Raw genomic sequence first — 15,007 nt, 5'->3', positions numbered from 1 at the left:
CACGGGACAGCGTTTCCGTGGAATACACCTGATCAACAGAACCGGAGGCAATAACTCGACCATCACTGAGACACACAATGCTGTCGCAATATGCAGCTACGCATTGAGATCATGAAGGACCACAATCACTGCTGCCCCGGCGGCTGCTAGTGCTCGCGCTGTGCCCAGAGTTTGTTCCTGGTGGCTGATATCCATCGCGGCTGTAGGTTCGTCCAACAGCACAATGGGGGTTTGCTGAGCAAGGACACGGGACAAAGCAACACGTGCCCGCTCGCCGCCTGACAGTGTGGTGATTTCACGTTCGGCAAGGTGCGATACCGAGGTGGCGGCAAGCGCTGCTTCGATGATTTCGTGATCCTCTTCGGGGGTCGACACCTTCTGCCACGGCCGCCTGCCCATTTCTACGACATCCCACACAAGGAAGGAAAACGCCACGCTGACATCTTGAAGCATGACTGCTCGCACCCTGGCCATATCGGATGCCGCTGCTGTTGCGGGATCTAAGCCACCGACGTTGACTTCGCCTGAATCGGGAAGCCGATCGCCTGAAAGGACACTCAGCAGAGTGGATTTTCCGGCACCGTTTGGGCCGATGAGTCCAAGTACTTCCCCGGGGTAGGCCTTGAGGGAGACGGCGTCGAGAAGCTTTTTTCCTTCAATGGATACGGTGACGTTGTCGAGGGAAACAATGGCCATTTAGTGCACGCCCTTTTTCATCATTCGGCGCAACATTATGAAGAATGTTGGGCCGCCGACCAGCGCTGTGAAAATGCCGATCGGCAGGTCAGCGTATGGGATGAGCGTTCTGGCGAGGATGTCAGAGACGCTGATCAGTGCTGCGCCGCCCAGTGCGGAGGCTGGTACTAAGATTTTGTTGGCAGGTCCGGTGACTGTGCGAAGCAGGTGCGGGATGATCAGGCCAACGAAGCTGATTAGTCCTGCGTATGCGACGGCACCGGCAGTGAGGAGGGTGGATACGGCGATCGCGATGATGCGCAGTTTCTTCACGTTGAGGCCGACGTGTCCGGCGGCGCTTTCGCCGAGCGCCAGCACATCGAGCTGTTTGCCCAGGCCAAATGCGGCGACGAGGCCGATTGTCACGATCACAAACACCACGTTGACGTGCGCCCATTGCGAGCCGTTGAGGGAACCCATCTGCCAGAAGATAATTTCTTCGCGGGAGCTCGTCGGAGCGATGTAGATGAAGAACGAGGTCAGCGCGCCGGACACTGCATTAATGGCGATGCCTGTGAGGATCAGGTTGATCACTTGCACACGTCCACGGCTTCTGGCCAGCTGATATACCAAAATCGTGGTGATCACCGCGGTAATAAACGCGCCGACTGCGACGGTGGATGTGCCCAAAAATGTCAGGTTAAACACGATCACCGCAGCAGCACCCACGCCCGCGCCGGAGGTCACGCCGATGATCGACGGTTCCGCCAGCGGGTTGGAAAACACGGCCTGCAACAGCGCGCCGGCCACACCCAAAGCGGCACCCACGAGCAGTCCCAGCACGATGCGCGCATGCGGATTTGCCACACGACTTGTTCGGCCATCGTCTGCGCACCAGTCGGACCGGAGGCTAAAATCGCAGGTAGATCGCGAATCGGGATGGTGTATTGGCCGACCAGAATCGACCACAGCGACGCCGCAATCACGATCGCGCCCAGCGCGACAAACAGCACAATCCGCACGGTCCGGCGCTTAGCTATAGCACCAGGCACCCGGCCAGCTTTTTGCTTTTCGACGTCAACCTCCTTCACAACCATCTACTCGCCGCCCTGCACATACAGTTCGCGGGATGCGCGGAGCAACAACTCGCCAGTTTGGGCACCAAAGGCCAATGATTGACCATCGGGAAGCGCCAGTACTCGTTGGTTTTGTCCGGCGGTTGTCTGAGCAATGCCGGGGCGTTCCATAAGACCGTCGATGCCTCCTGTCGAGACTAGTCCTTCCGACATCATCACGAAGACGTCTGGATTTAGTTCGGCAAGTGCTTCCGCGTTGGCTGGTGCCAGATCCATGATGCCCTTTTCAGCAGCCATGTCGACGCCGCCCAGGCCTTCAATGAGATCGCGTCCACCATAGGCATCGCCCAAAATGAAGAACACTCCACCAGTTCCGCGGGCATAGAGGAATACCATTTTGAGGGGATCTTCTGGGGTGAGTTCATCGACAACCGTGCTGGCCTCTTCGACTTCAGCAACGGAACGTTCCGCGAGCTTCTCCCCTTCTTCAGGAAGTCCAACGACGGAGGCGATGTCACGGATGTCATCGCCAATTGAGGCAATGGAACGCTGCGGCGACATGATCACCGTGGCGACACCAGCTGCGCGGATCTGATCGATGACTTCGCGTGGGCCGATCGAGTGGTCGATGATCACCAAAGTCGGATGTAAATTAAGGATCGCTTCAGCATTGAGGGTGTGTCCGCCAGTGGTGACCACCTCAGTGTCCGCCAATGCAGGCTCGGTGGAACTAACAGTACGACCCACAATGTTGTCCACGAGTCCCAGGCCAGCGATGGTTTTGGAATAGGTTCCGTAGAGATCCAGTGGGAGGATGCGGGACACGTCCTCCACCACTACGTCGTTACCATCAGCATCCGTCAAAGACACAGGTAGGGCTGGTGAGGCGTTGTCGGTTACGGGAACCACATCGCCGATATCTTCCACGATGCTCAAGCCTGTGAAGGTGCGCGGATCTGTTGAGGTGGAGCTTGCCTGGATCTCCTCAATCAGATCACCATTGGAAGATGCCGTAGGTGAATCCCAGCTTGCGCAGGCCGTTAAGGCCAAGCTAGCATGAGGACTACGGATGTAAGGGTGCGTCGAAAAGCGTTATTCATGTGAAGCCTTATTTTCCAGTCGGGTTGCCGACGGTGAAGCGAGTCATGGAGCCACCTGCGACAACGAACGCCGCGAGGATGAGCAACATTGTGGTGGTGGTATCCAGTCCGGTGGAATCTGCAGCGGCCTGGCGGATTTGGAACTGGCTGTTTTGGTTAGCGGGGGTGGTGGATTCCTCGCCGGCAACACCTTCGGTGTTGTCAGTGTTCGCGGTGGCAGCAGCGCCTGTGGTCGAGGTGGATCCGGTGGCGCAGCTGGCCTCGCCCAAAGTTGCGCTGAAACTGATCGGATCCAACTGGGTGCCTGGGGTGTAGAAATCAGCGAACGCCTGCGAACCCGACTGTGATAAGGATACCGAAGCGGAACCGGAAGCTTCCGTTGCAGAAACATTCAGCGCAGAGAAGTTCAGGGTGCCCACGACAGTGCGGCCATAGTTGGTGGAATTTCCATCCATGTCAGAGGACACGACATCCGCAATCAGCTCGCCGGAGTTGCCGTTGAAGCTGATCTCAATGTTTGCGATCTGCATGTCCAAGATTCCGCCGTGGCCCGTGAAGTGGATGGAACCAGGGAAATTGATGCTGCCGGTCTTGTTTTCCGCGTCGACTGCTCCGGAATTTCCAGAGAATTGGAACTGCTGATTATCAAAACCAACGCCGTTGAGAGTCCAGCTACCGTTGGCGATCGATCCGCGAATGTAGTTCTGGAAGGACGCCTTCACACCCCACTGTGAAGATGCTTGGGTCACGCCCAAAGATCCGGAAGCGGTGCATACGCCGTTGTCAGTTGGGGTGGTGCCAGCGACAGTTGCTGCGGTGCCGGAGGTTCCGGAAGTTCCGGAGGTTCCTGGGGTTCCGGAAGCGGTGCTGGCAGTTCCAGTGGTACCCGTGGTTCCCGCGGTAGTTGCAGCGGTGGTGCCGGTGGACGCAGTAGTTCCAGAAGTCGCAGAGGTCGCTGAATCGCTGGAATCATCCGTGTCGAAGCGCGCCTTGAGGGTATCAATGTTGCAGAACATGCGCTCGGTGTTGACGATGAGGTTGTTCCAGATCGCGAAGGTGTTGTTCACTTCCTGGATGGTTCCCAGCATGCCGTCGTTGGTTCCGGTGGTGACAACGCCCAATGCGCCGGAAGAGCAGTCGGCGGTCCCACCGGAAGTTGAGGCAGAGGTGGAGGTCGTGCCGGTCGATGGCGTGGTGGTGGTGGAGGAAATGGTCAGGCTGCCGCCGGTCGGGTCGAGGGCGTCGCCGGTTTCGTAGAATCCTCCGAAAGCTTGGGCGCCAGCTGCGGTGAGGGCGGTGGTGCCGGACAGGTCGATGGAATCTTGGGAGAAGTCGGCGGCGGAGTTGAGGGAGACGTCGGCAAGGACGATGTCGTCGGAAATGATGTATTCGCCGATGTCATCGTAGGTTGTGCCTTTGAATTCGCGGGCAACCAAATCCACAACTAGCTGCGCGGAGGATCCGTTGAACACCATTTTGATATCGGACATGGTGGTGTCCAGGATCCATTTGTCATCAGCTTGGTGGCCGAGGAAGTGCACGGAGCCGTTGAATTCCACGGTGCCTTGGGAATCGCTGGTCACGGTGGTGCCGTTGGTGCGTGGGGTGAATGCGAAGTTGCCGCCGTTGTCGGACGCGCCGTCGCCAAGCATGATGGAACCTTTGGCCACGCCGGTTTGGATGTAATTGCGGAACGATTGCCTAAATCCCCAGTTCAGGGAGCCGTCGGAAGCAGTTCGATACTCGGTGTCTGCCTTGGCGATCGGTACCTGGCCGAGACCTATGACTAAAGCAAGTGAGGCGAGGGCCGCGAAAGTTTTGTGGCTCCTCATCCGCATACGAGGTGCAAGTTTCATGAACAGCAGTGTCCTTTTCCGCAATTTTTCTCAAGTGTTGGCGACACAAGAAAATGATGCCCTGCGCTCTGAAAGCCATAAAAGTTTCAGGGGCAGGCCATCATTTTGTTTGCATCAAAGTATTCAACACACAAATGAAGTTAAGGCTATGCTAACTTAAATTGTTTCAATTTCAGAACCCGCCAAAAGGTTGATTCCCCCCGACCTTTCACAGAGCCCGAGACACCATCATGACTTTTCAAAATGCAGCTTTCCCCAATCTCTATCCGGACGTAGACCCATCGACACCCATTCCCATCACTTTCGGTGAACGTCTTGCGGCATGTGTTGCTGCAGGTACTATCGCTTTCGGCGGCAAGTGGGGACCTACTTATTACAGGAGTGGGTCTCGTTTTGGTCTTGTTTGCCACCTTCGTGCCGGCGTCGAAAACGGCGAGGAGGATTCGTCGAGAAGCGCGCGCCAGGTTTCCGCAGGAAGGCTGGATTGATGAGGAAATCACACGCAATAATCGAACATCCATTTTTGTGCCGTTGATTTGGTTCCTGATCGCGGCGATTAGTTTCGCGATATACAGGTTCGTCGACGCCACATGGGGCTCGATTGTCGCGGCAGTAATTGCAATGATCCTCACATGGTTTACGCCAGGCATGTTCCCGCGAAGGGTTGACCCATACCCCTAGGGGGTATACAGTGAGTCATGTAAACATACTCGCAGAAGGAGCGATCCCATGGCTCAGACACCCGCCAAAATCCCGGCGGCACTGAATTTCATTGACGTCGACCTCGGCGTTACCGGCATGACCTGCACTTCTTGCTCCGCCCGCGTCGAGCGCAAACTGAACAAGCTCGACGGCGTTGAAGCAACCGTCAACTACGCGACGGAATCCGCACAGGTCAGCTACGACCCCTCAAAGGTCAGCCCTGAACAGCTGATTAAGACTGTTGAGGACACCGGCTACGGTGCTTTCACGATGGCTTCCGCAGCTGCCGAATCAGAAGAGGACAACGCGCCAGCTGACAGCGGCCAGTCCCGCATCGACGCAGCTCGCGACCACGAAGCAGCCGACCTGAAACACCGCGTGATCGTCTCTGCACTGCTGTCCGTTCCCGTGGTTTTGGTCAGCATGATCCCGGCGCTGCAGTTCAACAACTGGCAGTGGGCCGTACTTACTTTGGTCACCCCGATTTTCTTCTGGGGCGGTTCACCGTTCCACAAGGCAACGTGGGCGAACCTGAAGCACGGTTCCTTCACCATGGACACCCTGGTTTCACTCGGCACGTCCGCTGCTTACCTGTGGTCCCTGTGGGCTTTGTTCATTGGAAATGCTGGTCAACCTGGCATGAAGATGGAGGTGCACCTGCTGCCGTCGGCCTCCACGATGGATGAGATTTACCTCGAAACCGTCGCGGTCGTTGTTACGTTCCTGCTGCTTGGACGCTGGTTTGAGACAAAAGCTAAGGGCCAATCTTCGGAAGCTCTGCGCAAACTGCTGGACATGGGCGCCAAAGATGCAGTCGTCTTACGTGACGGCGCCGAAGTCCGCGTTCCTGTGAATCAGCTTAAACTCGGCGATGTTTTCATCACCCGCCCCGGAGAGAAAATCGCCACCGACGGTGAAGTCGTCGAAGGTTCCTCCGCAGTCGACGAATCCATGCTCACCGGCGAATCCATCCCCGTTGAAGTCACCAAGGGCTCCAAAGTTACCGGCGCAACGCTGAACACTTCCGGCCGCCTCATGGTGAAAGTAACCCGCATCGGCGCCGATACCACCCTGTCGCAAATGGCTAAACTGGTCACGGACGCACAGTCCAAAAAGGCCCCTGTCCAGCGTCTTGTTGACCAAATCTCGCAGGTTTTCGTTCCCGTTGTCATCGTAATTGCTATCGTGACACTGATCGCGCACCTCGTCTTCACCGACGCCGGCCTCGCCCCAGCATTCACCGCAGCAGTCGCCGTCCTCATTATCGCCTGCCCTTGCGCCCTCGGCCTGGCAACTCCAACCGCACTTCTGGTCGGAACCGGCCGTGGCGCGCAGCTCGGTCTGTTGATCAAGGGCCCTGAAATCCTCGAATCCACCAAAAAGTCGACACCATCGTCCTCGACAAAACCGGCACCGTCACCACCGGCACCATGTCCGTCACCGACGTCACCGCCATCAACTACAGCGAAACCGAAATCCTCGAATTCGCTGCAGCCGTCGAGTCCGCCTCCGAACACCCCATCGCCCAGGCAATCGCCAAGGCCACCGACCACGAGCAAGTCACCGACTTCCAAAACACCGCAGGTCAGGGAGTCACCGGCGTAGTCCGCGGACACGAGGTCCGCGTGGGCAGGCCTTCAAGCACGCTTATCGACGCCCTCCTCCACCCCTTCCAACACGCCCAAAAATCGGCGGAACCCCCGTAGTCGTCACGATTGACGGCGTAGATTCCGGAATAATCACCGTCCGCGACACCGTCAAAGACACCTCCGCCGAAGCAATCCGCGGACTCAAGGAACTGGGACTCACCCCAATCCTGCTCACCGGAGACAATGAAGGCGCAGCTAAATCCGTAGCCGCTGAAGTCGGCATCGACCAAGTCATCGCCAACGTCCTCCCCCACGAAAAAGTCCAAAACATTGAAGCCCTCCAAGCACAGGGTAAAAACGTTGCGATGGTCGGCGACGGCGTCAACGATGCCGCAGCTCTTGCCCAAGCTGACCTAGGACTCGCCATGGGAGCCGGCACCGACGTAGCCATCGAAGCCTCCGACATCACCCTCATGAACAACGACCTCCGATCCGCAGCCGACGCCATCCGACTGTCCCGTAAAACCCTCGGCACCATCAAGGGAAACCTCTTCTGGGCTTTCGCCTACAATGTTGCACTAATCCCAGTAGCGGCGATCGGACTCCTCAACCCAATGCTTGCCGGCATCGCGATGGCTTTCAGTTCAGTTTTCGTCGTCTCCAATTCCTTGCGTCTGCGAGGATTCAAAGCAAGGAGCAACTAATGTCCAACAGCGAATGCCACACCCACGGTTACATCGAAGAAAAGCAGCGTTACCTCGCACGCCTCAAAAGAATCGAAGGCCAAACCCGAGGCATTCACCGCATGATCGACGAGGAACAATACTGCATCGACATCCTCACGCAGATCTCCGCAGTGAACTCCGCACTCAAAAACGTGGCGTTCGGCCTCCTCGACGATCACCTCGCTCACTGTGTCAAAGAAGCAGCTGACCTCGGCGGCGACGAACTCGACGCAAAACTCAAAGAAGTTTCCGACGCCATCGCCCGCTTCAGTAAGGCCTAAACGGATCCGGCGGCATTGGAATCGGTGTCCTCCTCATTTTCCTTTCCTCCTCTGCCCGCCCGATCTGCTTCCTTAACTCAGTAAGCAACCTCCCCACCTGGCCTGATCCGCAAGATCAGGCCAGGTTACTTCTATCACCACCCACCCCGCAGCCCTCAACTCATTCACCCGCCGACTATCCTGCGACCTCTTCTCCGCATCCTCAAAATGCACAGCCCCCTGATACTCGAGCGCTATCCGAAGCTTCGGGTTTCCCAAATCCACAAACCTCGTCACCCCATCACACTCCACCGGAATCTGCGGCTCAAACCCCCAAATCCCCTCACGACGAAGCCTCACCCTGAGCATCGATTCCGGCCTCGACTCCGCCATCGGATTCGCCAGCCGCATCACTTCTTTTAGCGCTTTCACCTGCTGCAGCTGCTTGTACAGATCCTCATTCTGCCTCACCAAATGGTCTACCAATGCCACCTGCTGTTCCAGAACCATCGCGGGAAACTCATCTAACAGCGCCTGGGCAACACTCACGCAGCGCCTCCCCTTCACCACATGCACCTCTGGCATTTTGTGGCGCACGACTTTTCCCAAAAGGACAGTCACATGGCTCGCTCCCCTCGGGACGCTAATTTCCGCCGTTCGAGGTTCATCCAACAGGGAGTATCCTCTCACAATCAGTGCGGTGAATCCCCTGATTACACCGTTGGGAAATCTCCGCAATAGCGCATCTGCCACCACAACCGGATTTTCCGCATATTCCTTCTTAATCCAAAACGTTCCCACTACTCTTGTGTACTTTGCAGAGAACTGTCTTCTATTCATTTCATGCTGGACATCTTCAAATCTAATTGGCTTCATGCTTAAGTTAGACTGTGATTCCGCCGATTCGGTTCCCTCCCGTTTAAGGCACCCAATTCTCCAAATGAGCTCTAGTGTCAGTTCCTCGCCTTCAAGCTCTTAAAACGGCACACAAAGCATCAAATATTTTGCATACAAGGCTATTTTTCAGCCCCTTTCACCCCACCCCAGGAGTCTGTGAGTTCCCTGATCAACTACTCACCACAACGAGCAGCCTCCGCAGCAGAATCGGTCTGATTTTTGCATCCCAGGGCCTCTAAAGCGGGAAAATCCACCACAGATCTCAACATTCCTGCAGGTTGTGGTGGATTTTTGCATTGCCCCGAAGCCTAACCCCCGAATCGAACTTCGAGCCCTCTCAACCGCCCTCAATTACCCATCAGTCCCGATTAGAACGCCAAACTACTCCGGCGCACCCTCCAAAATGGCTCCCGCATTAGAAGTTCCAATGCGAGTAGCCCCTGCTTCAACAAAAGCCACCGCATCTTCCCAAGTGTTCACCCCACCGGCAGCCTTAATTCCAACCCTTCCCCGAGAAGCCGAAGCCATCACCCGAACAGCCTCAACAGTTGCCCCTCCCGCTGGGTGGAATCCCGTGGAAGTTTTAGCGAAGTCAGCACCAGCAGCAATCAACGCATTCACTGCAGTCACAATTGCATCATCACTCACCACAGCCGTCTCGAGGATGAATTTCAGCACCACAGGAGATGGAACAGCCTCCCTGATTGCCACAATTTCCTGCAGCAACCTATTGGCATCTCCTTCTTTCACTACCGCAATATCCAAAACAACATCCACTTCGGAAGCTCCGGACTGTACGGCAAGGCGAGCTTCGGCGGCTTTCACCAACGCGGGGGTTTTGCCGTGCGGGAATCCTGCGACGGTGGCTACTCGAATTCCAGCTTCTTGGGCTTTTGCAGTTAAGTTGACCATGCTGTTGGGGACACAAATCGTGCCGACTCCCAGCTCAATTGCGGAATCTATAAATGCGGCCAGTTCGGAGTTGGTTACTTCTGGTCCGAGGAGGGTGTAGTCAAGGATTTGGGCCATGGTGGAGCGGGAAATCATCATATCCATACCCTACTTAGACCTGACTTAGTGTGGGAAAATTTCCAGGGTAGAATGCGACGAATGACCCCGAGTTCTCCTGAAGTTCGTAATCGTCCGAGCACTGCGCCTGAAGAGCGTCAGTTTGTGCTCACTTTTGGCTGCCCTGACTCCACTGGAATTGTGGCGAAGTTGTCGTCGTTCCTAGCTGAGCGTGGGGGTTGGATTACTGAGGCTGGATATTTCACAGATCCTGATTCGAATTGGTTCTTTACTCGTCAGGCGATTCGCGCTGAGTCGATTGATACCACGATTGAGCAGTTGCGGGAGGAGTTCGCTCCGCTTGCGGAGGAGTTCGGCCCGAGGGCTAAGTGGAGTTTCACTGACACTGCGCAGGTGAAGAAGGCTGTGTTGTTGGTGTCGAAGGAGGGCCACTGCTTGCACGATTTGTTAGGTCGTGTGGCTGAGAATGATTATCCGATGGAAGTTGTTGCGGTTGTGGGTAACCATGAGAACTTGCGTTATATTGCGGAGAACCATAATGTTCCGTTTTTCCATGTGCCGTTCCCTAAGGATGCGGTTGGTAAGCGGAAGGCGTTTGACCAGGTCGCGGAGATTGTGAATGGTTATGATCCGGATGCGATTGTTTTGGCTCGTTTTATGCAGATTTTGCCGGATTTGTGTGAGATGTGGGCTGGTCGTGTGTTGAATATTCATCACAGTTTCTTGCCGTCGTTTATGGGTGCGCGCCCGTATCATCAGGCGTATAGCCGTGGTGTGAAGTTGATTGGTGCGACCTGCCATTATGCGACTGGGGATCTGGATGATGGTCCGATCATTGAGCAGGATGTTATTCGTGTGACGCATAAGGATACGCCGTCTGAGATGCAGCGTCTGGGCCGTGATGCGGAGAAGCAGGTGCTGGCTCGCGGTTTGCGTTTCCACTTGGAGGACCGGGTGCTGGTTTACGGTAACCGCACGGTTGTCTTTGATTAAGGCTTTTTTGCTTTTCGACGCGACCCTAAACAAATGAGACCTACCCGAGGGTAGGTCTCATTTGTTTTGTGTTTAGTCTGTGGTGGTTTCGCGTAGTTTTTCTTGCTTGATAAACAGCAGGAGAAGCAGCGCGATGCCGATCAGTGGCATCATCACGTAGAACACTGGGATGAGTGCGTCGTTGTAGGAGCCAGCGAATGCGTCGTGAAGCACGGTTGGCAGTTGGTTAACGATTGCCGGGGTCAGCTCGTTGGAGTCCAGTCCGCCTTGGGCTGCCATGGCGGCTTGTTCTTCTGGTGAAAGTTCTGCCATGGCTGCTGGCATTCTTTCTTCCATGAGGTTTCCCAAGTTTCCAACAAACATGCCACCGACCAGCGCGGATCCGAGTGAGGAACCGATTTGGCGGAAGAAGTTGTTCACAGCGGTTGCAGATCCAACTACTGCGGTTGGCAGGGTGTTCTGAACGATCAGGACCAGAACCTGCATGGCAAGACCCAGGCCAACACCGAGGACGAAGAGGTAGATTCCGATCTGCCACAGGGTGGTGGACACTTCCATTCGGGCGAAGAAGATCAGTGCCACGAAGGTTACGATCATGCCGATTGGCGGGAAGAGTTTGTACTTTCCTGTGTTGGAGATGCGGATACCAGTCCAGATGGAGGTTCCCATCATGCCGACCATCATTGGGATCAGCATGTAGCCGGCTTCGGTGGCGTTGATTCCATGGACCATCTGGAGGTAGGTCGGAAGGTAGCCGATGATGCCGAACATTGCGATACCCAGGATCAGGCCTGCAATGGTGGTGAGCGTGAAGTTGCGGTTTTGGAAGAAGGACATTGGAACCAATGGATCTTCTGCGCGCAGTTCCACAACAACCAGCAGTGCAGCGGCAACGATGGTGGTGATGATCAGTCCAATGATGATTGGATCAGACCACTCGTACTGGGATCCACCCCAGGTGGTGAACAGGATCAGGCTGGTTGCGGCAACGATCATGAAGAAAGTGCCCAGGTAATCCCAGCGGAACTTGACGCTCTTCTTTGGAATGTCCAGGAAGTAGATGGCGACACCGATGGCGATGATTCCCAGTGGGATGTTCATCCAGAATGCCCAGCGCCAGCCTGGTCCTTCGGTGAACCAACCACCGAGTAGTGGGCCAAGAACTGCGGAGAGCCCGAAGACACCACCCATGACACCCATATAGCGGCCACGTTCACGTGCTGGAACAACGTCAGCAATGATTGCCTGCGAGAGGATCATCAGTCCACCGCCACCGATGCCCTGTACGGCGGCCGACGATCAACCAGGTCATATTTCCTGCCAATCCGCCAATGACGGAGCCGATCAGGAAGATGCCGAGGGCTCCGATGAAGAGACCTTTACGTCCAACGAGGTCGCCGAGCTTTCCGTAGATCGGCAGCATGATGGTTTCGGCAAGTAGGTATGCGGTGATGACCCACATCATGTGGTCAACGCCGCCGAGTTCACCGACGATTGTTGGCAGGGCTGTGCCGAAAATCATCTGGTCAAGGGAGGCCATCATCATGGCGACCATCAGCGCGCTGAGGACCCACCAGACTTTCTTTTGTTGTTCAGGCGTCATTGATGAAGGAGTTTTTCCTTCTTCGCGCGCCTTTGCGCAGCTTCGTATCTCCTGCGACCTGCGCGTCGGCAGGTCCGGGGACGGAAGTTTCGTGTGTCATTATTCGTGCGTTTCCTTGAGGTGATCTTCACGGATGAAAAAGAGGAGGATCGCGGCGACTACTGCGATCGGGGTGAGCGCCAAGAAGATTGGTGTCAGGGCGTCGTTGTAAGAAAGTTGAATTGCTTCGCGGAGTGCTTGTGGAAGTGATTCAACAAGGTGTGGAGTGAGGTTGGATGCACCGGAGAAATCGGACATTGCTGAGGCGTATTGTGCGCCTTCTTCGCCCATGGAGGCGACTGCAGCTGGCACGTTTTCTGTGAATCGGTCGGACAGGTTGGAGATAAACAGGCCACCGATCAGTGCGGAACCTACTGCTCCACCGATTTGGCGGAAGAAGTTGTTGGAACCGGTCGCGGTGCCAACCATGGTGATTGGGAAGGAGTTCTGCACGATGAGAACCAAAATCTGCATTGCACAGCCCAGGCCGAATCCGAAGACGAAGAAGTACAGGCCAATGAGAGCCAAGCTTGCCGATGGCGTCAGCGTCGATAGCAGTACTAGGGCAAGGACCATGATGAGCATGCCGATGAATGGGTACCACTTGTATTTACCGGTCTTGGATACGATGTTGCCCACTACGGTGGAGGTTCCGATGAGGCCGATCATCATTGGGATCAGCATCAGACCAGCTTGCGTTGGGTTCAGCCCATGCACCATCTGCAGGTAGGTAGGCATGTACGCGATGGTGCCCATCATGAACAGGCCTACGCCGATACCGGCGACGGCGGTGAGCACGAAGTTGCGGTTCGAGAAAAGGCCCATGGGGACCAGTGGGTCAACAGCACGCTTTTCGACGAAAACGAACACTATCGCAGCGACCAATGTCGTGATGAACAAACCGATGATCATTGGTGATGCCCACTCATATTCATTGCCACCCCAGGTCACTGCGAGGACAAATGCGGTGGTGGCGATAGCCATGAAGATGCTGCCCAACCAGTCAACGGAGACCTTGCCACGTTCACGAGCTGGAAGTTTCAGCAGCACAGCGATAGCAACCAGTGCGATGATGCCGATTGGAACGTTCAACCACAGACCCCAACGCCAGCCTGGACCGTCAGTGAACCAGCCGCCAAGCAATGGGCCAAGGATGGAGGACAGTCCGAAAACGGAACCCATGATGCCCATGTACTTTGCGCGCTCACGGGCGGTGGTGACATCAGCGGTAATTGCCTGAGACAGAATCATCAAGCCACCACCGGCGATACCCTGCAGTGCACGAGCCACAATCAAGGTGGTCATGTTCTGAGCCAAAGCCCCGATGATGGAACCCACCACGAACAGTGCGATGGCAAACATGAAGAGGTATTTGCGACCAAACTGGTCACCCAACTTGCCGAAAATAGGCAATGAAATGGTCTGGCCCAAGAGGAAGGCGGTAATCACCCAGGTCATGTGGTTAACGCCGCCAAGCTCACCAACAATCGTTGGCAGGGCAGAACCGAAAATGGTCTGACCCAAGGAGCTAAGAAGCATCGCCAACATGAGGGCTGCGATGATAAATCCAACGCGACCTTTGGTTTTTTCCTCGACAGCTTCTTCAGTTGCTGCTGCACCATATGGTGCTGAGGTGTGGGCCGAAGGTGCACCACTTTTTGAAATTGTTGTTACCGGACGTTCGTCGTCCGGTTTGACCTGTGATGTCATTCTGAAAATCCACCTCTAAGAAGAAAAGTATTTTTAATTGCTTTGCGACAGCAGGCTTGGAAATCAGCTTGCGTGCCTTGTGGCATGTCATGCCATTCACGAGAACCTTGAAGCATGACCGAGATCAGCAGGCCAACGATGGCAATTGCTTCTCGATCTGCAGGCTCATCTAGATGTTGGGAGCCTGGCCATTTTTCGAAGTACTCAACAATTAGGTGTTCTAGCCCTTCGCGTGCTTGGTGGAACCTGGCGAAATGTTGCACTGCCAGTTCTGGATGCTTCACCCGGATCTCTTTGCGTCGACGCATAATGTCGCCTGCAACTCCAGACTTGGAATTGTCGTGGTTGCCAAAGAGGTTGATTACCAGGTCAAACACCGTATCGATAATATTTTCATGTCGCTTCGCCAGGAATGCTTCACGTTCTTCATCCGTTGGGAGCTTGGCTGTGTGCCCGATGGCCACAGACTCTTTGGACTCCACGTAGTTAAAGAATGTGCGCTTGGATATCCCTGCTTCTGCGCAGATGTCTTCGATTGTGACATTGTCGAAGCCACGCTCCAAGATGAGTCTGGTTGCGTTATCTTCTATCGCTTCCAGGGTCTTTTGGCGCTTGGTTTCTCTTAACGAGGGCTGCTCTTCAATATCCACTGAAGTAAACCTAGTGCAAACTTGCACTCAGTGCAATATTGCACCGAGTGAACTTAGGGGTGTTAGGTGACATCAATGACTTAGGACACAACCGCACATGGGC

8 protein-coding genes and 5 pseudogenes are annotated in these 15,007 nt (G+C 55.3%); 4 read left to right on the top strand and 9 right to left on the bottom strand.

Annotated features, from left to right (window positions below):
* Window positions 1–96: 96 nt before the first annotated feature.
* From KW808_RS02230 to KW808_RS02215, 4 genes and pseudogenes are all read right to left on the bottom strand, one after another.
* A pseudogene (locus KW808_RS02230) lies at window positions 97–615 on the bottom strand (ATP-binding cassette domain-containing protein); the annotation flags it as partial.
* 81 nt (window positions 616–696) lie between these two features.
* Window positions 697–1,772 (bottom strand): annotated as a pseudogene (locus tag KW808_RS02225) (FecCD family ABC transporter permease).
* Window positions 1,773–2,851 (bottom strand): annotated as a pseudogene (locus tag KW808_RS02220) (heme/hemin ABC transporter substrate-binding protein).
* 8 nt (window positions 2,852–2,859) lie between these two features.
* Window positions 2,860–4,707 (bottom strand): HtaA domain-containing protein, encoded by a 1,848-nt coding sequence (locus KW808_RS02215; RefSeq protein WP_499652502.1) that lies wholly within the window; start codon window positions 4,705–4,707, stop codon window positions 2,860–2,862.
* A gap of 230 nt (window positions 4,708–4,937) precedes the next feature.
* Here KW808_RS02215 and KW808_RS02210 point away from each other — a divergent pair, with 230 nt between their 5' ends.
* The 3 genes and pseudogenes from KW808_RS02210 (at window position 4,938) to KW808_RS02200 (ending at window position 8,004) form a co-directional block, all read left to right on the top strand.
* On the top strand, window positions 4,938–5,195 hold the full coding sequence (locus KW808_RS02210) for a hypothetical protein (protein ID WP_499652499.1): 258 nt from the start codon (window positions 4,938–4,940) through the stop codon (window positions 5,193–5,195).
* A 241-nt stretch (window positions 5,196–5,436) separates the two neighbouring features.
* Window positions 5,437–7,702, top strand: a pseudogene (locus tag KW808_RS02205) (heavy metal translocating P-type ATPase).
* Window positions 7,702–8,004, top strand: a complete 303-nt coding sequence (locus tag KW808_RS02200; RefSeq protein WP_003855480.1) for a metal-sensitive transcriptional regulator — start codon at window positions 7,702–7,704, stop codon at window positions 8,002–8,004. The pseudogene KW808_RS02205 and the gene KW808_RS02200 overlap by 1 nt, the downstream one beginning before the upstream one ends.
* A 72-nt stretch (window positions 8,005–8,076) precedes the next feature.
* On the opposite strand, the gene KW808_RS02195 is transcribed toward KW808_RS02200, so the two are convergent.
* The gene (locus KW808_RS02195) at window positions 8,077–8,784 is read right to left on the bottom strand and encodes a hypothetical protein (RefSeq protein WP_499652495.1); all 708 of its coding nucleotides are present in this window, start codon (window positions 8,782–8,784) and stop codon (window positions 8,077–8,079) included.
* 477 nt (window positions 8,785–9,261) lie between these two features.
* The gene (gene deoC, locus KW808_RS02190; RefSeq protein ID WP_170844354.1) at window positions 9,262–9,930 is read right to left on the bottom strand and encodes a deoxyribose-phosphate aldolase; all 669 of its coding nucleotides are present in this window, start codon (window positions 9,928–9,930) and stop codon (window positions 9,262–9,264) included.
* A 60-nt stretch (window positions 9,931–9,990) separates the two neighbouring features.
* On the opposite strand from deoC, the gene purU reads away from it, so the two are divergent.
* Window positions 9,991–10,902, top strand: coding sequence for a formyltetrahydrofolate deformylase (gene purU, locus KW808_RS02185; RefSeq protein WP_499652493.1), 912 nt, complete (start codon window positions 9,991–9,993; stop codon window positions 10,900–10,902).
* A gap of 72 nt (window positions 10,903–10,974) precedes the next feature.
* On the opposite strand, the pseudogene KW808_RS02180 reads toward purU, so the two are convergent.
* The 3 genes and pseudogenes from KW808_RS02180 to KW808_RS02170 all read right to left on the bottom strand — a co-directional run bounded on the left by KW808_RS02180 (window position 10,975) and on the right by KW808_RS02170 (window position 14,904).
* Window positions 10,975–12,605: pseudogene (locus KW808_RS02180) on the bottom strand (MDR family MFS transporter).
* The gene (locus KW808_RS02175; RefSeq protein ID WP_003859734.1) at window positions 12,605–14,254 is read right to left on the bottom strand and encodes an MDR family MFS transporter; all 1,650 of its coding nucleotides are present in this window, start codon (window positions 14,252–14,254) and stop codon (window positions 12,605–12,607) included. The pseudogene KW808_RS02180 and the gene KW808_RS02175 overlap by 1 nt, the downstream one beginning before the upstream one ends.
* Window positions 14,251–14,904 carry a TetR/AcrR family transcriptional regulator gene (locus KW808_RS02170; protein WP_003859728.1) on the bottom strand — a complete coding sequence of 218 codons (654 nt, stop codon included), beginning with the start codon at window positions 14,902–14,904 and terminating at the stop codon, window positions 14,251–14,253. The genes KW808_RS02175 and KW808_RS02170 overlap by 4 nt, the downstream gene beginning before the upstream one ends.
* Between the last annotated feature and the right edge of the window lie 103 nt (window positions 14,905–15,007).

The sequence above is a fragment of the [Brevibacterium] flavum genome (assembly GCF_019317305.1).
In the GTDB taxonomy this organism is placed as follows: domain Bacteria; phylum Actinomycetota; class Actinomycetes; order Mycobacteriales; family Mycobacteriaceae; genus Corynebacterium; species Corynebacterium glutamicum.
This window is presented reverse-complemented; position numbering and strand designations above follow the sequence as displayed.